The following is a 17,760-nucleotide window of genomic DNA, read 5'->3' on the forward strand; positions in this document are numbered from 1 at the left end:
GCCGCGGGCTTTTCTCATTCTGGGAGCCACCAAGATGACAGATAAGAACCCACTCGCGCACTACAGCGGCGTATTGTCAGAGGCCGTGCAAGAGATCGCGGCAGAGCCTGATCAGGCACAAATCAAAGCGCTGATGCGTAAGCATCGCATTTGGATAGAGCATTCCACGCTGTTCGAGGATGATGAGCCGCCGCGTGAGCTTCGTGCAGTCCAAGCCGAGCAGCATCAGTTCGAAGCCTTCGTTAAGGACTTGGTCGCACTTGGTACCGCTCCAGCAGCTCAGGTGGCTGATTTTCAGCAGCGCGTGCAGCCCTGGATGATGGCCTGCTTTGGTCCTGAAATCTCCGCTGACCGCATCGAGCGCAACCACCGCTTTCTGGAAGAGTCCTTGGAGTTGGTGCAGTCGCTTGGCTGCACGGCCAGCGAGGCGCATCAACTGGTGGACTATGTATTCGGGCGGCCTGCTGGCGAACCCGTGCAGGAGGCAGGCGGCGTGATGGTCACACTCGCGGCTCTGAGCCTGGCTAGTGGCCTTGACATGCACGCATGCGGCGAAACGGAGCTGGCCCGCATCTGGACAAAGGTCGAAGCCATCCGGGCCAAACAGGCAGCAAAGCCGAAGCACTCGCCTCTGCCCATGCATACACCCCAGGCGCAGGATGTGGACGGCATTTACTACCTGCAGGACGCGCGCTGGAGCGCCATGGTTGGAAATTGCCCGAGCTTCTGGCGCTTAGGTGGCGGCTACACGACGAGCCTTGATGATGCAGAGCGCTTCACCTTGGAAGCCGCAATGAAGCAGCACAAGTGCCGCGAAACCGATTTGCCTTGGCTTTGCTCGGAGCTGGATAAGTTGCGCCGCCCAACAATTGATTGCCAGTACATGCCGCGAAGCTGGGACGATCAGCGCGCCGCCATCGCCGCCCAGGCAGCTCAGCAGGGAGATGACAAGCAATGAGCAAGGCAGAACGACTGGGACATGCGAATGCCCTCATAAAAGTCATCAGCAGTCATGGCCGCCGCTTCTTCTACAACGCCAAGGCTGGGACCATTGGCAGCCTGGAGCTTGATACGCGCGGTCGGGTCTGGTGGATTGACGACTATCGCGGCGCTCGCATCTATACGGCGTACCAAGGGCGCTGGCGAGGTTTCAGCCATGGCGGCACGATGCGCGACCTAATACGCGCCCTGCGCGAATACATCCAGCACGGTAAGCCGCTTCACCCCGAATACATAGCCCCGGCCATGAGCTACGGCGATATGTGGGGGTACGGCACTGATGCAGCGAAGGCTGTTCGCACCGAGGCACACAAGCTGCCCATGTTCGCGGCAGCCCAGCAGACACAAGGGGGCGAGTGAACGGCAGCACCAACTATTCCAGACAGCCCGGTCGCAATGCGCCGGGAATATCTCAACACCGCCCGCGAGGTGGCAACCAGGCGGCCAACAGAGGAAAACACGGCCTACCTGATTGCTCTGACTCAGGCGCTGTTGCGCGACGTGTGCGGTGAGCCATATTTGGAGATCCGCATCGGCGTGCCACGGTCTGCAGTGAAACGCGCCCAGGCTCAGAAAGGCCAAGCATGAGCTATCGACGTGAAGACTACTGCCCCACCTCAGGGGAGCCATGCCAGTCGATGTGCGAAACGCCTTGCGGATCGCATGAAAAAACAGTGGCCGAGCTGGCGATGCTTGTGCGCAAGCTAGTCCAGCAGCTCCGCAAAGCCGCGCCGGGTAACGATTCTGCTGAAAAGGCGCTGGACTACCTGAAGCGCAAAGGCTTGGCAGGAACATTTCTTCGTGGAAATTCCGCACCTCATTCAAGAGGCTGCCAACGCCCCGAGTGCATGTCGAACGGCTGCTTTGGCCATTGCATGAAGGACAGCACATGAGCCGCCGAGCCCGCAAACGCGGCGACAAGCGCGACAGATGGCGCGAACCAATCAACCACCCCGAGCCCCGCTGATGCGGGGTTCTGCATTTTGGGTGACCTCATGGCGACCAGCGCCAGCACTGCAGGCCTGCCAGAAGACAAGGCCTACATAACCCACCACTTCAACTGCCCTACCTGCTGCGCTGCCGGTCTATCTGGCGGCAAGCAGGCGCGCTGCGCCGATGGAGTTCAGCTCTGGGATGCATACAACCAGGCTGCAATCGCTTCGCAGTCTCAGAACAACAAGAAGACCCCAGCCGGGCTTCACTTTGAATGAGGAACCTGAAATGACTCAACAAGACACCGCCATAGCCATCAAAGAACTGACGTCAGTCAATGAGGACCTAAAGGCCCAGGTGGACACGCTGGTCTATGCGGTAAAGGCACTTTGCGTTCAAAACGGGGGCCGGCTCAATCGGCAGCAGTTTGCAGATCGGCTGGGGATCCATCGCAACACCCTTGTCAAATTCTTGGCCAGAGACAGATCCATGCCTCGCCCTGGCGATGACGGGAAATGGATGCTGACAGAGATCATTGACTGGGAGCTACGCACCCGCCGCAAGCGCATCTAACTATGCAATGCCGTCCAGCCGCTCCGCAATTTGGTCGGCGGTCGGGTTGTAATAAGTCATCGCCCGCTTTGGGTCTGTCCAACCAAAGACCTTGCACAGGTCGAGCACGTGCAGCTTTTGCGCCATCCGCGTTGCGGCGGTGTGGCGAGAATCGTGAAAAGTAAAACCGTCCAGCCCGGCACGCTGGCGGTTTCTCCTAAAGATCGCATCCAGCACAGATGCATCTATATTGAACACGAATTCATCGTCGTTCCCTCGCAAGGATTCCAAGTTGCGCAATGCAGCTCTGGTCAAGGGCACATTGCGGCCCATGCCTGTTTTTGTCTGTCCTTTGTGCAGGACGCAAAAATTCTTGCGTACATCCTTCCAACGCAACTTAGTCACCTCCCCTGCTCTCATGCCGGTTTGCAGAGCAGCAATGAAGCATCGAGCAGCAATCTGCTTTGCCTTCGTGATGCCACCTGAGCGCGACCACTCCATCTCCCTAAGCATCTTGCGAATCTCAACCCCTTCAATAATCCTCTCTCGGCTATGGGGTGTAGAGGGCCTGCTCACATCCGTCATTGGATTGCGAGTAATCCAGTGCCATTCCTTGCGTGCGTACTCCAGAACATTGTTCACCAGCGCCATTTCGCGCAGCACGGTTGAGTCCTTTACGGACTTCCTTCGTGCGTTCTTCCACTGGATAAGGTCTTGCTCGTCCAGTTCGGCAATGGTTCGCTCACCTGGCCATTTAGGGTGTTTCGTAGTGATTGCCTCAATCCGAATCTGCTCCCAGCGCCAGCCACGCTTATCAGGCGAGACCTCTTCCTTGTACTTGTTCATGGCGTCATTGAGGGTCTTCGACTCCCCGTGCAACTTGGCGCCAGCCTTGCCGCCTTTGGCTGCAGCCCTCAGCTCTATAAGCCTGATGCGTCCCCATTCCTGCGCCTCTCGCTGGGTATTGAACGTGGAACTATCTCGCGCTCCGTCAAACTCAACCTGTTGACGCCATTTTCCAGATACAGTTTTAGTGGGTTTTCTCATTGCTGCGGGGTGCAAAAATTGGGCGAAATTGGGCGCTGAGTGTGTGCAAAAGGTGTTTTTTGCTGCAACCCTGCGCCTACCCCGGATAGCATAAGTCTTTGATTTATTTAAAAAAGTGCAGCTATTGCACAATCTTGAAACCCTGTCGATTCATCTCTCCGGCACCAAGTCAGTAAAGAAAAGCCCGCTATCCAAACGATAGCGGGCTTTCTTCTTTTTTGCTCCGTGTAGCCACCAGTACATAGTTTTCGCGCTTTGAGCACCGGCTGATTCTGTCCCCACCCTGCTTTCGCTTTCAGCTCCTGCTGCTTTTGGATGCCACATTCAAGAGAGTAACTTCTGACATCTACGACCTTCGCTTTTTGTAGCAATCGGCAGACAAAAAACCCACTGGATTAGCAGTGGGCTATATGAGGTTTTATTATGTTGCGACGTGAGGTTTTGTGAAGTCGCAATATTGGGTTTTGCTGCGCAGTTCCCCTCCAGAGGGGGCGCCGGTCGTGTGCTCAAAAACCGGCGCAACTCCTCTTTATTTCTTCTTCAACGGAATCACATAAAACCTCAGCCATAAATCCAGCATCAGTATCGTTGGCAGCGCGATGAACGTTGGAAAGTCAACGATCCGCGAATCGACCTTAGTCAGGCTGGTCATGATCACAAAACCAATGGACAGCGCGGTGACCAAAGTCAACGGCAGAAACCAATACGATGCTTTGTGCTTGCGCTGGCACTGGGAGCAGCGAAAGCTCCATGCTGGGCCAAAATGCAAAATCTTGCTGGCACTCACCCCGCATTCATGACAGTGTGGGCATTTGAGCTTGCGCTTGCGTACAAAAAATACCTGAAACACCAGCATCCAAAAAATCAGACCACCCACTTTGACACCTCATTCTTTTGTGCATGCAGTCACGGCACCCATAAATTAGTGACATGAAGCAGCGCCAGCCAGCCAGCCAGCACTGAACTGACGCCACGAGCGAGGGTGATCAAAATTCACGGACCATCAAAATACGGCTTTTGTGCATATAGCCCTGTGTGTTGGCATTCACCCGTACCTGCCACCAATCGCCCGCCTGTGGGTGGGTGTAGAAAGACTCTTCTTTATCGACGCGAGCAATGATCGCGCTCTTGCCATCGGGGGCCTTGCGCAGGTTGGTGTAGCCATCAGGGTCGTTGATCACAGCCGTCACCGAGAATGGCCTGCTGGAATACACATCCGCCACGACCTTGCCGTTGTCTGTCAGCACGCCATCGGCAAACACATATTTGTGCTGACCTTGCCGCCCCTCCATCTCAACCACCAGCGACTTATTCAACAGCTGGATCTTGTGAGGCTCATCACAGGTACCAAATGTGGGCGATGAAACCGCCTTGCCTGCGTCCAGCGTGATGACGTTGAACAGCTCCGGGCAAGCTGTGCCACCGATATTGGTGGTAAGCACCAGAACCTTGCCGCCGACATCGTAGGCTTTCCCGATAGAGAGACTGCTATTACCCATCACCCCCGGAATGACGGGCTTGCCATTGAAATGCAGCAGCCGGTTCTCATCCACCGACAAAGTTCCAAACTTGGTTTTCAGATAAGTCTCATAGGCCTGCACCTGCGATGCGGCCAAACCCAACAACACCAGAGCGCCCAGTTTCCAATTCATTTTTTTCATCACATCCTCTCCTTCCTTATTGGTTAACCAATTCACGCAATCAATTCATCGCAAGCGAATGAGTGCCCCAAACTACTGTCGACATACCAGACAGTCTCATTGAACCGAAGTCAAACCAGGCCTTGATTTGGGGCATCAGCCGACTCAGCGCAGCCACGCGCCCCTAGCAGTCTCGCAATGAATCAACCGCCAAAAACTCAGGCCGCCAGTCGCTCAATCGCGATATTGGCGGGCTGCCTGAACAGCAGCAGCTGATTGACGGGAGACTGCATCAGCTCCAGCAGCTTGGGCTTGTACTCGGCAAAGACGCGCTCACCCTGCTGGCCCAGCTTGCCTGCCACCACTTCACGGTTGAGTTGGTTCATCAGCCCCCGATAACTGCCCAGCACCTGCTCATACTTGCGCGAACCGCTCCACAAAATGGACTGCGCCAGTGAAGGCTTGCCAATACGCGCTGCCAGCAAATGCTCGGCATGCAATGCACCCGGCAAGATATCCACCAATAGATGGATAAAGTCCAGCATCAGCTTGAAGTGCTTGCTCTCGCTACGCTCTGCAGCGCTGGCCTTGACATAACCAGCGATGTTGTCCACCAGCGATGTGATGTGATTGCGCTTGCTGCCCAGTTGCGCCAGCAAGGGGGCAGCAACATCGTGAATCTCGGCAGCCAAGGCGCGCTCTTGCAGCAAGTCGCGGGTGTACTCCACACTGCCCATGTAGTCGCTAATCTTGTCCATATAAAAGACCAGATTTTGCTCATGCTGAGTTAGTGCAATTTCATCGACCGTGTCTTGAATCGCATCCAGCTTGCGGCCCAGGTACTGCGTCTGCACCACGATGGCACCCACAATCACCACACTGCTGAGCACCTGCGTCGCCATCAGCACGTTTTGCATGCTTTGCACGGCTTGCGCAACATTCTGGGTCGCCGTGGCCACCGATTGCAGTTGCTCGATCACTTCCTTCACCGACTCTACCGAGCGCTCCGTGAACTTCAGGTGCTGGATGATGCCCGTTTTACCGCTACCTTTTGCCCAGTAAGCGACGCCATCGACCACGACCGCATGGCCTTTTTGCAGAGCCTCCAGCAGCACAGGGCGAATCTCGCTCTCGTCAAGTACCCAAATCTTGCTGGCCAAATCACCAAAGGTATTGATCAAAACACATCCCTCTCTAAATACTTCTTGCGCATATAAGCAATCTGAATCACCGCCGGCATGGTCACGCGATAGGCCGTGCCAGAGAGCATGGGCACAGTCAGCGCCACACCCAGCACCACGGCAAATGGCCCTGCAAAAGCCGCAGCACCCAAACGCGTACCAATGAACTGCGCAGCCATGGGGCCTGCAAAACGCGCAGCCAGCCCGGCCCCCAGCGAAGCCAGCATGGCACCCGCCACATATTCATAGAGAAGCATGGCTGCCGCACCACCCGTCGCGAGCGCCAGGCGCACGGGCGACAGACCCGCTGCATCCTTGAAGCGATCCAGCAGGTTGATCTTCTGCAAGAAGTCTGTGCGCTGCGCCTCGTCCATCTTCTCCCAGGCCTTGTCCGCCAGAAACTCGATCAGCTTGGCCTCTTTCTGAACAATCTCCTTGTCCTCTGCCCCCAGCTTCACGCCGACGCGCTCGCACACATCGGACAAAATTTCCTCGTACAGCACGCCCGTACCCCGGAACAGATTGACCACCGAGTCACCGCCATACAGCTGCAACTCGCCCGCCACCACCTGCCAGCTCTTGAGCCATTTCTGGGGCAGATCCAGATGCGCGGTAAAGCCCGGGTCCGTCAAGATGCTGCTGGTGCGGCGCTTCTCGCCATCAGTGTCGTAAATCAGAATCTGCGCCAAGTTGGACACATCGTCGTTGTCACACATGGACAAAAACTTCAGGCCCGGGTCTTCACGGTACTTAATTGCCATAACGGCTCGCCTCTCTCTCTTAAAAATTTTTCATTCATGGCCGCCCGCACTGAGTGCTTTTCCGGTGCGGGATCCGGTGCACCAGGTGCTAGCGGCAGGTATTGCTTGGCAAACGTCAGGCTGTCGCCGCCTTGCGGCCACGCGTTTTTTTGACCGGGGCTTCGGCTGCACGCGCCTCGCGCAAGCGGCGCAGCAGCTCGGTGGCCGGTTCGTCGTTCGGGTCTTGCGGCACCAGCTCGCCGCGAAAGGCCTTGGCCAGCAGAGCGGGCGTGAGGCGGTCGGCGGCGGAGCGGGCGGTTTGCAGCCGGGCTTCAAGCCGGTCGGCATAGGCGAAGAGGATTTCTACGCGGCGGACGATTTCGGTTTGTTCTCCAGCTGAAGCAACTGGCACAGGGATTTTTCCCAATTCCTTAGTGTTTATCTTTGGCAGAACTGTTCGACTTTCTGCATTAGAAGCCCAACTTGTGAAACGCTCGCCCAACATCCATAACAGCAAATAATCATCGTTAAGCTTCGTTGATATTGGATACATATCAGCACTGCATAAACCTGAAAAATCAGGTATTGCAACCTTGCATAAATTCGGACGAATTTTTGAGTAAACAATTTGCCCGGCATTAAACCAATTCTTAGGGCTCTTTACAGCATCATCCGCGATTGTTTGACAGCCAGATATTCTCCCAGACCAAGGTTCAATGTGATTAGGCGCAAGGTGGACTTCGTTTTGATATTTACTTGGATCACGCAAATCACTTTTTACACCCGCAATTTCAGAGAACTCTACCCATTTCCAAGAATTGGGTAGATCAAGCAGTGTTTGCTCTCTAAACTCTGTTATCGATTTCCAAGACAAAGCAGGTAGATCATTTTCTTGACGCCAATCCTCCGTCAGTCGCCCCGAAGTGGCGGCGGCCAAGACCGACTGGCGAAAGCGTTTGAGCAAGGGGGTGATGCGGGCGAGACGGTCGTTCAGGGCATCGACACGGGTCAGGACGGTGTCGAGTTTGTCGGCGATGCGGCGTTGTTCCTCGTATGGAGCTACAGGAATTTCTGCCGCTCTAATCTGCTTCAGGACAAGCCTTTTAATCGCTGTCCCAGTCATGCCATTAGTCATAGTCTTTTTCGTGAGAGGACTATTCAACCAATGCTTTAGATACGCTGAATTTAAATAATTCTTTTCAGGCTTAAGCAATGCCACACTTGAAAGCAGAGAAAATTCTTCTCTCAATGTATTTATTGCTGCGATTCCCGTTGTGACGCCATCTTTAATGTATAAAACATCCCCATATTCAACAGGACATCTTGTATATATTTCTCTATGAACACTCTCGTTAACATAATAAATATCACTTAAATCCAATCCCCAAGGCCTGATATTTTTTGCAGTTACATAACGAAAATCGCCTGTTGGGGTATTGACTGGAGAGTGGTGTGTTCCATCTGTGACCAGTGAGCAGATTTCATCCAAGCGAATCGAAGCCCAATTACTCATCAATTTCCCCCAATTCCGCCAATATCCCCTCCAACTCCTCCAGCGCCGCATCCAACTCGCCCTTAATCTCCCGCGCCAGCGCCGCAGGTTCGGGCAAGTCCGCTGCGTCTTCCACGCTGTCGTCCTTGAGCCAGGCAATGTCCAGGCTATCTTGCTTCTCCGTGCGAATCCATTCGCGCGAAAAGCAGCGCCAGCGGCTTTGGTCACCGCCGTCGGTGCGCGGACTGTTGCCGTTCACGTCTTCGCCATAGGCCGCGATGAATTCGGCAAAGTGCGCGTCGGTCAGCGGCGTGCGCTTGCCAAACTTGGGGGCGTTGGCGCGCATGTCGTACACCCACACATCCTTGGTGCTGCCCGTGGCGGCTTCGCCCACTTTTTCAAAGAACAGCACATTGGTCTTCACGCCCTGCGCATAGAAGATGCCGGTGGGCAGGCGCAGCACGGTGTGCAGGCGGCATTTGTCCATCAACGCGCGGCGAATGTCGGCGCCTACGCCTGCTTCAAACAGCACGTTATCGGGCAGCACCACGGCGGCACGGCCACCGTCTTTGAGGTGCTTGATGATGTGCTGCACAAAGGCCAGCTGCTTGTTGCTGGTGGCGTAGGTCAGGTCATCGCGCGTGGCACCGCCGCCGCCTTTGGCCGTGCCAAAGGGCGGGTTGCTCAAGATGATGTCGCTCTTGGGCAGGCGCTGGCCGGCGGTGCCCAGCGTGTTGCCCAGGTGAATGGCGCCTTCGGCATCGCCTTCAATGCCGTGCAGCAGGCAGTTCATCAGCGCCAGGCGGCGCGTGTTGGGCACCAGCTCCATGCCGGTGTAGGCCTTGCGAATCTGAAAGGCGCGCTGGGGCTCGGTCAAATCCAGCAGGTCATCGGTTTGGGCGCGAATGGCGCGGTCGGCGGCAATCAAGAAGCCAGCGGTGCCGGCGGCCGGGTCTTGAATGGTTTCGCCCACCTGCGGACGCATGACGGCGATCATGGCGTCGATCAGCGGGCGTGGAGTGAAGTACTGGCCGGCGCCGCTTTTGGTCTCGCTGGCATTCTTTTCCAGCAGGCCTTCGTACAAGTCGCCCAGGCCGTCTTTGTCGGTGTCGAACCAGTCGATGCGGTCGAGGTCATTGATGAGCTGCTCCAGGTGGCGCGGCTCGCTCAGGCTGGTTTGGGCATTGGCGTAGATGGCGGCAATGCGGGGGTTGGTGGACTCGGACAGCTGCTGCAGCGTGCGGCGATAGGTGTTGAGCAGGTTGATGCCCGAGAGGTCGCGCAGCTGGTTCCAGCGGGCGTAATCAGGCAGCAGCGGCTGCTGGAGGACGCCGGATTCGAGGTTTTCGTGCTCCATCTTGATAAAGAGCAGCAGCACCAGCTCGGTGACGTAGTCGCTGTAGTTGATGCCATCGTCGCGCAGGACGTCGCAAAGGTTCCAGAGTTTCTGGACGATGTCAGAGGTGGTCATACCGAAATAAAGGTTCCGTTATTTTGATAGCTTCTTGCGCTTTCTATTCATGCGTTTCAGCATGTTTTATGCATGAAATCTAATGAATACAAGCGCAGCAAGCTATTGTTTTAGATAGCTGCGCTGCAGCTGGCAGCGGTGATGGAATGAGATTGATGCATTGCATGCGATGGGGCGTGAGCATAGTCGCTGCCAGAGGGCTTGCGCCGTAAGTCTGGCCGCGCAAGCCGCTGGTGGTGGCGGTGGGCATGGGTCGTTCAGGCCACTTTTTGCCATAGCGCTTCGGCCAGTTGGGTGACAACGGTATCGAGCTCACCGCCCAGCACCTTGTCCACCTGCTTGGTGCCGCCTTGCTGGCGGAAGGCTTCGTTGAGAAAACGGCTGTCCACCACGGTCTCATGCTTGAGTTGCTTGGCAATGCGGTCCAGCCAGCTGCGCTGTGCGGTGCTCCAGCTGCGCAGGCTGTAGATGCGCTGCATGGCGCGGTTGACGCGGTCTTCAAAAGGCAGCAAGGCCTCTCCCAGCGCGGCTTTGCGGATATGGGCCACGATGCCGGCGGCAATGTCCTGGTTGCTCTGGTTGCGCCAGGCGGCCTTGAGGGCCGCTTCTGAAAAACCTGCACCGTCGAGCAGCAGGCGCACTTCGCGCAGCAGCTCACGCGTGAGGTCTTTGGGGCGGTTGACCACTACCGACAACGCCACCGACTGGTTGAGCTGCTCTTTGATGAAGTGGGCAAAGCCGTCCAGATAGTCCTCGGGCATGGCGTAGCTGCCCCAACTTTGCTCGCGGGCGACAAGCTCGTCATGGTGGTCAGACAGCACGGGGCGGTAAGCCGTGCCCATGAGTTCTTGCACCTCACCCAGTTGCTGCAGCAGGCGCGTGTGATTACGCAGAAAGTGGGCGACGGCCTGGGTGCCCTGCTTTTTGGCCATGTCGTGCAGGTGCTTGTGCAATTGGGCCGGGGGTATGCCCCAGCTTTGCTCCAGCTCTTGGAGGCGTTCTTTGAGGGCCGGCTTTTTCTCGGCCTTGTGCGTGGCCTTGCGCAGCACGCGCATGAGCTTTTGGTTGAGCTGATCGAGCACATCATCGGCATGTTTGCGCTCAGCCGTGCTGCCGGGGGCTGTGTAAGAGGCCGGGTTGTGCAGCTCGTCGATCAACTGATCGATGGTGACGTTGGGGTCTTTGACCAGCGGCTGCATGGTGTTGACGCCCTGCAGCGTGGCGTACAAATCCACCGGGTCGTAGATGCGAAACACGGTTTTGCCAATGTCATCGCAGCGGCGGGTGGCGCGGCCAATCATCTGCTCGTACAAGATGCGCGAGCGCACGCGGCGCATGAAGACGAGGTTGCAAATGCGCGGCACATCAATGCCGGTGGTGAGCAAGTCCACCGTGACCGCCACTTTGGGGTATGTCTCGTTTTTATAGTTGCGAATCATCTGGCTGACCTTGTCGGTCTTGCCGGTGATTTTGGCAACGATGGCCTGGTTGTAGGCGTCGCCATGCAGCTCCTTGAAGGCCTCGCCCAACATGCGCACCACGGTGTCGGCATGGGTGTCGGTGGCGCAGAAGATCATGGTCTTATCGTCGCTGAACGGGTCCAGCTCCTGCGCCAGCTGGTTGCAGATGACTCGGTTGAAGTTGTCGTTGAGCACGGTTTTGTTGAAGCTGGCCACATCAAAGTGCAGCTCGTCCTCCAGCTCGGCCGTGTCGATTTCGCCGGTTTGCAGGTGGATGCTTTCAACGGCATCGCCTTTTTCAAAGTGAATGCCGTTTTGCGTGAGCAGCGTGGTGTAGCGAATGGGCGGCTCGTGGTCGATCAGCCAGTCATCGGCCACAGCTTCGCGATAGCTGTAGGTGTAGATGGGGTGGCCAAAGATGTCGCTGGTGTGCTTGGCCGGCGTGGCGGTGAGGCCTACCTTGAAGGCATCAAAGTAATCGAGCACACGGCGGTAGGTGGAGAGGTACTGGCTGGCGTCGCGCAGTTCCTGCTCACCTTCGGTCATTTCCTGGTCTAGCGTGTAGCCGCGGTGGGCCTCATCGACGATGACGCAATCGAACCTGTCCACGGGCGGCGGGCTGTCACTGTCAAAGATACGCTTGACCATGGCCTGCACGGTAGCGACCTGCACGCGGTCTTCGGCCTCGGCCGCCATGTCGCCCAAATCTGCAATGTTGTAGAGCTTGGACAGGGGCATGTTCTGCTCGAGCAGCATGTCGTCAAAGGCCTCCAGCGCCTGGTCGCCCAGCGCGGTGCGGTCTACCAGAAACAGAATACGTTTGAAACGTTCGGCCTTTAGAAAACGGTAGATCAGGCCAATGATGGTACGGGTTTTGCCCGTGCCGGTGGCCATGGCCAGCAGGCTGCTGCGCTGACCTTGGGCCAGACATTGCTCCACCGCGCTGATGGCGTTGAGCTGGTAGCTACGCAGGCCCAGATAGGCGGCGGTCTCTGTCTCTAGCTTGCCCTGCGCCTTGGCAATATCGCGCCGCAGCACATCAAGCAACCCCTCTGGCGAATGAAAGCTAGGCAAAGGTCTGGCCAGATTGGCCGTGTGGCGCAGGTCACGAAACCAGGTGCCGCTGGATTGCTCGTGCTGCCGGACAAATGGTCGGCCGTTGCAGGAGTAGGCAAACGGAATCTGGAACAGAGCGCCCTGCCCGTCTTGCCAGGGCTGGGGCGGCTGCTCATGCTTCCAGGCCGCCTCACAGTCAACAGAGAGCAAAAAACTGCGCGCATAGCGCTCAGCCTGACCGATCTTGCCGGCCACGTTCTGATTAAGGCGCTTTGCCTCCACCACAGCTACAGGCGTGAGGCCAGCAAACAAAACGTAGTCTGCGCTCTGTTGCCCCTTCATCGGCCACTCGGCAATCGCCATGTTCTGGCCCCGCGCCGGTCGTGCGCCCTTGGCATAAGTCTGGGCTACGGTGTCTGCACTCCAGCCTGCGTCGCGCAGCATCTGGTCGATGATGAGGCGCGTGGCTGGCTCATCCATTTGCACCAGACTGGCAGCTTTGCGGGAGCGGCTGCTCCAACTGCGCACGGTTTCTGGGCTGGGGGCTTTCTCAACGGCATCGCTCTTGGCAAGCTCGGCCTTGAGCTGCTCGATAGTGGCGCTTGCCTCCATGGCCAACTGCTCATAAATATCGCGTTCTTGCAGGGCTTTGGCCGCCAGCGCTTTTTCCTGGTCAGCCTGTTGCTGCAGCAATTGCTGCATGGCCTCCTGGTCTGAGCTCAGGGCCTGCGCACTGCTCAGGCGCGCATGCAGTGCCTCCATCTGCTTTTGCAGGTCATAGAGCTTCTGGCTGGGATCATCCGGCAGCAAAAACGGGCCGGCCTTGTAATCTGCATTGCTGCCAAAAGTGCGGTGAAACCAGAGAGCTACTTCGCGGGCGACCTTGAGAGATTCAAGTGCCTCCCGATAGCCAATCGCAGCTCCAACCTCATGCACCGCTTCATTGCCTCGCATGCGCAGCAGGTGAAACATCTGCCGCAACTGCGGGTCCAGCCCCAACTTGGAATCAATGCTGCGAATGAGGTCCGACTGTGTGGATGGCTGCAACTGCGGCTGCAAGCCAATGCGGCCGGCGACCTCTTTGGCAATGGCTTCGGCCAGTAACCTCAGTTTGGCAACACAGCTGGGCGGGTCGTGGGGAAAAATTTTCTCTGCGGCTAAGCCCAACGCTGCCAATGATTTGGAATAAGCGCCCAGAAAAGCGAAATTACTCACCCGCTGCCTCGATTGATATTGGTATAGCGCATATTATGTAACCATGCGTTGCAATATCAAAAATTAATCCCGGCCGGGACAGGAATTAAATTGGAACGTCCTCGGCAGCTGGTCAACGATATTTTTGGATCAAGGAAATAGCGGGGCAGACGAAGGCCTGCCCCCTTACGCGCCACCAAATTGACAGTTTGAAATTGGCTCCATCGACAGTGCAGGCCCATGGACTAAATACCCCGCGCATGTCTAAGACATTGCGGCACAGCACCCCAATAGACATGGCACATGCTTTTGCTTTTCACTGGCGTTGTTGCATAAATCGTTCTCTACCGTCGGGTAGCCTCGAGCGATGAGTCAGTCTCTGCATTCCAAGTCCCGCTATCGCACAAACAACTGGAAGCAGTACCACGCTGCGCTCAAAGCGCGAGGCGCCTTGACTTTCTGGTTGGACAAGGGTATGTCATGGTTTGCCGCTAGCAGCGGCAAACGCGGGCGTAGCCCGCAGTTCTCGGATGCAACTATCCAGTTCTGCCTGACCATCAAGAACCTGTTTGGCTTGGCCTTGCGACAGACACCGGCTTTGTGCAATTGCTGTTGGCTTTGTCTGGACTGCCATGGCCTGTTCCAGACTTCAGTACGCTATGTCGCAGACAACGCAGTCTGGATGTGCAAGTGGCAATCGCCCCAGTTCGTGTGGACTGAATTTGCTGCACGCCTGCACGGGCATAAAGTTCCTGGGCGAAGGCGAATGGAAGTGCAAAAGCATGGCGCGGAACGTCGACGTCAACGGCGCAATCTGCACATCGGCATTGATGCCCAGACGCTGCAGGTGCGAGCCATCTGCGTGACCTCCAACAACGTCGGCGATGCGGTGGTAGTGCCACACTTGTTGGAACAACTGCCGGCAGATGAGTCATTGCTGAGCGTTACCGGTTATGGTACCTATGACACACAGCCTGTGTATGCCGCAGTGATGAAGCGCAATGCCATGCCCATCATCCCTCCGCGAAAGAATGCCCGGATGCGCAAAGGCGCTGCCTTTGCGCACCGCAATGCGGCGATTGCCGCATGCAGGCGCTTTGGGCGCAAGCTATGGAAGAGTTGGAGTGGGTATCACCAGCCCAGCCTAGTGGAGACCAAGATGCACTGCATTAAACGCTTGGGCGAGCGGGTCATGTCTAGAACCTTCGAGCGCCAGGTCAACGAACTACACATCCGAGCCGCCATTCTCAATCGGTTCACTGAACTGGGTTGTCCGCAAACAGTGGTTGTGGCATAGCCACGTGGGAAGCTTGACTTGGCATTGATTTGTGCAACAGCACCTCTCTGAAGGGGTGTTGTAGCGGTTGCACATCAACCGCCCTCTGCATCCCTGAACTCCGCATCGAGCTCGCGCCAATACTTGGCCATGGTCAATCGTGCCTCCTCCATCGACTCTGGTTGCATTGCACGATGAATGCACTCGCTCGGGGACTCATCGACCGGCAGCGCTAGTCGCGCATACCAGGCACAGCGTTTGATAATCGCGCCCGCATATCGGCGCATCTCTTCCGTGATCCACTCACCTTGCTCTATGAGGCCAGCCTCCGCCGCGAGCGCATTCAGCACTGCAACCCTGGATCTCGAGCGGCTGCAGCTATCGGCCTGTCTGAACTCCTCCAAGGGCTCAGGCAACATCGCACGCTCGACGTATTCCCTCGGAGATTCCTCAAGCTCAACAGCCTTGTAGGCATTTCGACAGCAGCGATCAACGATCGCGCCGGCAAACTCGCGCATCTGCTCGGTGATCCACTCGCCTCGAGGGATGAGGCCGAACTCCGCGGCGAGTGCATTCAGCACCGCCACATTGGATTTCGGCTGCGGCATCAGCGAGGTGTAGAACTCTCGCTCCACATTTCCAAACTCCCCGTCGTCATCCTTGAAATCATCTTCAGAATCGGTCATGGGGGACCTCCTTTAACCTGGCCCTCTATTGGACTCCAGATCAGCCTCGCCTTCAAATTTACTGTGCGAATAAACAGTATTTTTGAAAAAAGGGCTCGAAATGTCATCGACCAACGGATGCCTCCTGCATGTGACCGGACTGGAGCTGGGGGCGGCGCTTAAGACTCTGCCCATGGCTGGCCGTGAGTCGCCTGCATCGATCACCACCGACATTGACACAATGATGCCGGGGCGCGTGCGCCTGACCTACGCACTACACAAATCCAATATGCACCGGTGGGCCACCCAGTACTTCTGGGGGACTGTCCACGCCGAAGTGCTCTCAACGCTCAGCCCTGACGAAGTGAAAGATGAAATGCTGGCTGGGCGCTCGTTAATGGGCACTGCATCGACGATCCGGCCATGGATCGGCATCTTCTGGGTGTAATGGCGTGAGCGACGCATTCCTCTGGTGCGCCGCAAGTGCTCCAGAAGCTCCTTCTTCAAGGCCCCGCGTGTTTGGACGAAGAGCGTGCTGTAGATGGCTTCGTGAGACACCTGCATATCCTTTGCGCCCGGGTAAGTTCGTTTGAGCCATCCTGCTATTTGCTCAGGTGACCATTGACTCTGCAATTTACCCGCCACGATCTGCGCCAACGCAGGATTGCAGGCCAACTTGCACGTCTTTGGGCGGTGCGCTCGCTGCCAGGCTGCCTCATCTGCTTTTGTAGCTCGGTAGCAGGTGTTGCCGCCATTGCGCATGAGTTCTCGACTGATGGTGGATGCTGCTCGCTTCAAGCGCCTGGCAACGCAGCGGATGGATTCACCTGCGGCCAAGCTGCGCGATATTTCCTCGCGCTCAGCCAGAGCGGCCGATGCCTTGCTGGCGGGCGGATGCCCCCTGTCGCACTCAGGGTGTTGTGAATCGAGGTGCGCGGTCGCTCAAACAGCTTGCCGATCTCGTGCAAGCTATCGCCGGCTTTCAAACGATCCCACATCAGGGCCTTCTGAGCTTCGGTGTAGTAAATCCGCGGTCTTTGCTTCATGCCAGCACTCCATCCGCCAGAGGCAGTCATTGTGTTGCATTGACCAGTTGAATCCACAGTCGTGAGCAGCCCTCGGTGGCTGGCTGCTATCCGCCAACCTAGGACTGTCGCTGACCGCCACTAAGGCGACCTTGCCTGTTTAAATCCAGCGCTTTGCTGCTACCTCTGATGGGCATCCATTGGGCACGCGAGCGCCAATGAGGTTGGCCGATACATAGCTTCCGATTACAGCAATCACGAGCTGTACTGCTTGTCCTGCGTACGGAACAAAATGCCATGAAAGATTAAACAGAATAAGCGTAGCCAAGCCAGTAAAAATGCCAAGGACGAAGCCCTGCTTGTACAAGAAAAGTGTTTGCCCAAGGCAAGGCACTTTCTGCAAAACTTCACCTCGAAGACGTTGCAATAGAGACACGGTCACTCCAGTGATATTTGGCATTCATTGTGAAATTCATCCGCAACCGAAGTCAACAACCCAATGACCGCTCATGGCTGGCAGCAGCCAGCCACCGAGGGCTGCTCACGACCCTAAGCAGGCAAAAGCAGCCCACTTCGTTAATAGTCAATCCAGTGGTCGAAGCATCGCTGCAACGGGAAGCACTCTAGGGGCGTCACCTTCAAATCCACAAACCTCTATCCCGCTAAGCAGGCCTCCGCTTTCATATATGAATGCGCCAGCCAATTGATCTTGATCGTTAAAAAGAAAGTCTCCCAAGATATGCACGCCTGGAGGAGCCGGATTGTGGCCATCCAGCTGAAAGTCAATGCTGGCGCAACCGCATACACAACGCCAAGGCGTAACTTGCAAAGATTCAAGTTGCCCAAGAAATGCCTTTGCTTCGGGGACTCCGTTCTCTAGCATCCAGCGAGCCAGCGACATTTCTGCAACCGTTAGAGAGCGATTCATTTCTAAGCCATATGGAGAGATCAACGCATCCAGTCTAACGTTCCCTCGGAACCGTTGTGAGGGAGCAGAGCGACTGCTACTGGCCGAAAGGAGCCTGCCAG

18 protein-coding genes and 1 pseudogene are annotated in these 17,760 nt (G+C 56.5%); 7 read left to right on the forward strand and 12 right to left on the reverse strand.

Translation table 11 applies throughout. The features are described from left to right. The first annotated feature begins 34 nt into the window (after positions 1–34). The 5 genes from DFO48_RS25665 to DFO48_RS17310 all read left to right on the forward strand — a co-directional run bounded on the left by DFO48_RS25665 (position 35) and on the right by DFO48_RS17310 (position 2,505). Complete coding sequence (locus tag DFO48_RS25665; RefSeq protein WP_233506429.1) at positions 35–958, forward strand: hypothetical protein; 924 nt, start codon at positions 35–37, stop codon at positions 956–958. After that, positions 955–1,359 (forward strand): hypothetical protein, encoded by a 405-nt coding sequence (locus tag DFO48_RS17290; protein ID WP_114864218.1) that lies wholly within the window; start codon positions 955–957, stop codon positions 1,357–1,359. Before DFO48_RS25665 ends, DFO48_RS17290 begins: the two co-directional genes overlap by 4 nt. A gap of 224 nt (positions 1,360–1,583) precedes the next feature. Continuing rightward, complete coding sequence (locus tag DFO48_RS17300; protein WP_147282752.1) at positions 1,584–1,892, forward strand: hypothetical protein; 309 nt, start codon at positions 1,584–1,586, stop codon at positions 1,890–1,892. Positions 1,893–1,994: 102 nt separating this feature from the next. After that, positions 1,995–2,210: a hypothetical protein gene (locus tag DFO48_RS25670; RefSeq protein WP_233506430.1), complete on the forward strand. Its 216-nt coding sequence runs from the start codon at positions 1,995–1,997 to the stop codon at positions 2,208–2,210. A gap of 10 nt (positions 2,211–2,220) precedes the next feature. Then, entirely contained in the window at positions 2,221–2,505 is a 285-nt protein-coding gene (locus tag DFO48_RS17310; protein WP_114864221.1) for a hypothetical protein, read from the forward strand. On the opposite strand, the gene DFO48_RS17315 is transcribed toward DFO48_RS17310, so the two are convergent. The 8 genes from DFO48_RS17315 to hsdR all read right to left on the reverse strand — a co-directional run bounded on the left by DFO48_RS17315 (position 2,506) and on the right by hsdR (position 13,786). Beyond that, complete coding sequence (locus tag DFO48_RS17315; protein ID WP_114864222.1) at positions 2,506–3,531, reverse strand: site-specific integrase; 1,026 nt, start codon at positions 3,529–3,531, stop codon at positions 2,506–2,508. Between the two features lie 529 nt (positions 3,532–4,060). Further along, positions 4,061–4,408: a hypothetical protein gene (locus DFO48_RS17320; protein ID WP_114864223.1), complete on the reverse strand. Its 348-nt coding sequence runs from the start codon at positions 4,406–4,408 to the stop codon at positions 4,061–4,063. 109 nt (positions 4,409–4,517) lie between these two features. Further along, positions 4,518–5,192 carry an SH3 domain-containing protein gene (locus DFO48_RS17325; RefSeq protein ID WP_003077880.1) on the reverse strand — a complete coding sequence of 225 codons (675 nt, stop codon included), beginning with the start codon at positions 5,190–5,192 and terminating at the stop codon, positions 4,518–4,520. A 197-nt stretch (positions 5,193–5,389) separates the two neighbouring features. Next, on the reverse strand, positions 5,390–6,331 hold the full coding sequence (locus DFO48_RS17330) for a hypothetical protein (protein WP_147282753.1): 942 nt from the start codon (positions 6,329–6,331) through the stop codon (positions 5,390–5,392). Positions 6,332–6,348: 17 nt separating this feature from the next. Then, positions 6,349–7,113 (reverse strand): DUF3944 domain-containing protein, encoded by a 765-nt coding sequence (locus DFO48_RS17335; RefSeq protein ID WP_034365975.1) that lies wholly within the window; start codon positions 7,111–7,113, stop codon positions 6,349–6,351. A 115-nt stretch (positions 7,114–7,228) separates the two neighbouring features. Further along, entirely contained in the window at positions 7,229–8,605 is a 1,377-nt protein-coding gene (locus tag DFO48_RS17340) for a restriction endonuclease subunit S (RefSeq protein ID WP_114864225.1), read from the reverse strand. Beyond that, entirely contained in the window at positions 8,598–10,055 is a 1,458-nt protein-coding gene (locus DFO48_RS17345; protein ID WP_114864226.1) for an N-6 DNA methylase, read from the reverse strand. Before DFO48_RS17345 ends, DFO48_RS17340 begins: the two co-directional genes overlap by 8 nt. Positions 10,056–10,312: 257 nt before the next feature. Then, complete coding sequence (hsdR, locus tag DFO48_RS17350) at positions 10,313–13,786, reverse strand: type I restriction-modification system endonuclease (RefSeq protein ID WP_114864227.1); 3,474 nt, start codon at positions 13,784–13,786, stop codon at positions 10,313–10,315. Positions 13,787–14,132: 346 nt separating this feature from the next. Here hsdR and DFO48_RS17355 point away from each other — a divergent pair, with 346 nt between their 5' ends. Continuing rightward, positions 14,133–15,062: an IS5 family transposase gene (locus DFO48_RS17355; protein WP_255413102.1), complete on the forward strand. Its 930-nt coding sequence runs from the start codon at positions 14,133–14,135 to the stop codon at positions 15,060–15,062. Positions 15,063–15,136: 74 nt separating this feature from the next. Here the strand turns inward: DFO48_RS17355 and DFO48_RS17360 are convergent, their stop codons facing one another. Continuing rightward, positions 15,137–15,727 carry a hypothetical protein gene (locus DFO48_RS17360; RefSeq protein ID WP_114864228.1) on the reverse strand — a complete coding sequence of 197 codons (591 nt, stop codon included), beginning with the start codon at positions 15,725–15,727 and terminating at the stop codon, positions 15,137–15,139. A 100-nt stretch (positions 15,728–15,827) separates the two neighbouring features. Between DFO48_RS17360 and DFO48_RS25485 the strand changes: the two genes are divergently transcribed. Next, entirely contained in the window at positions 15,828–16,154 is a 327-nt protein-coding gene (locus tag DFO48_RS25485) for a hypothetical protein (RefSeq protein WP_199407024.1), read from the forward strand. Here DFO48_RS25485 and DFO48_RS17365 read toward each other — a convergent pair. The 3 genes and pseudogenes from DFO48_RS17365 to DFO48_RS25210 form a co-directional block, all read right to left on the reverse strand. Further along, positions 16,082–16,752, reverse strand: a pseudogene (locus tag DFO48_RS17365) (transposase); the annotation flags it as partial. The gene DFO48_RS25485 and the pseudogene DFO48_RS17365 sit on opposite strands and share 73 nt — an antisense overlap. 139 nt (positions 16,753–16,891) lie before the next feature. Continuing rightward, on the reverse strand, positions 16,892–17,167 hold the full coding sequence (locus DFO48_RS25205) for a hypothetical protein (RefSeq protein ID WP_138983834.1): 276 nt from the start codon (positions 17,165–17,167) through the stop codon (positions 16,892–16,894). A gap of 147 nt (positions 17,168–17,314) precedes the next feature. Further along, a complete protein-coding gene (locus DFO48_RS25210) occupies positions 17,315–17,659 on the reverse strand; it encodes a hypothetical protein (RefSeq protein WP_138983835.1) in 345 nt (114 codons plus the stop codon). Positions 17,660–17,760: the final 101 nt, after the last annotated feature.

This window comes from Comamonas sp. AG1104 (genome assembly GCF_003350425.1).
Taxonomy (GTDB): Bacteria; Pseudomonadota; Gammaproteobacteria; order Burkholderiales; family Burkholderiaceae_C; genus Comamonas; species Comamonas testosteroni.

Bases quoted from the DNA above. Each gene is read 5' to 3' on its own strand.
- DFO48_RS25485 (WP_199407024.1), top strand. From the start codon at position 15,828: ATGTCATCGACCAACGGATGCCTCCTGCATGTGACCGGACTGGAGCTG.
- DFO48_RS25210 (WP_138983835.1), bottom strand. From the start codon at position 17,659: ATGAATCGCTCTCTAACGGTTGCAGAAATGTCGCTGGCTCGCTGGATG.
- DFO48_RS25665 (WP_233506429.1), top strand. From the start codon at position 35: ATGACAGATAAGAACCCACTCGCGCACTACAGCGGCGTATTGTCAGAG.
- DFO48_RS25670 (WP_233506430.1), top strand. From the start codon at position 1,995: ATGGCGACCAGCGCCAGCACTGCAGGCCTGCCAGAAGACAAGGCCTAC.
- DFO48_RS17290 (WP_114864218.1), top strand. From the start codon at position 955: ATGAGCAAGGCAGAACGACTGGGACATGCGAATGCCCTCATAAAAGTC.
- DFO48_RS17340 (WP_114864225.1), bottom strand. From the start codon at position 8,605: ATGAGTAATTGGGCTTCGATTCGCTTGGATGAAATCTGCTCACTGGTC.
- DFO48_RS17355 (WP_255413102.1), top strand. From the start codon at position 14,133: ATGAGTCAGTCTCTGCATTCCAAGTCCCGCTATCGCACAAACAACTGG.
- DFO48_RS17315 (WP_114864222.1), bottom strand. From the start codon at position 3,531: ATGAGAAAACCCACTAAAACTGTATCTGGAAAATGGCGTCAACAGGTT.
- DFO48_RS17360 (WP_114864228.1), bottom strand. From the start codon at position 15,727: ATGACCGATTCTGAAGATGATTTCAAGGATGACGACGGGGAGTTTGGA.
- DFO48_RS17300 (WP_147282752.1), top strand. From the start codon at position 1,584: ATGAGCTATCGACGTGAAGACTACTGCCCCACCTCAGGGGAGCCATGC.
- DFO48_RS17310 (WP_114864221.1), top strand. From the start codon at position 2,221: ATGACTCAACAAGACACCGCCATAGCCATCAAAGAACTGACGTCAGTC.
- DFO48_RS17345 (WP_114864226.1), bottom strand. From the start codon at position 10,055: ATGACCACCTCTGACATCGTCCAGAAACTCTGGAACCTTTGCGACGTC.
- DFO48_RS17335 (WP_034365975.1), bottom strand. From the start codon at position 7,113: ATGGCAATTAAGTACCGTGAAGACCCGGGCCTGAAGTTTTTGTCCATG.
- DFO48_RS17325 (WP_003077880.1), bottom strand. From the start codon at position 5,192: ATGAAAAAAATGAATTGGAAACTGGGCGCTCTGGTGTTGTTGGGTTTG.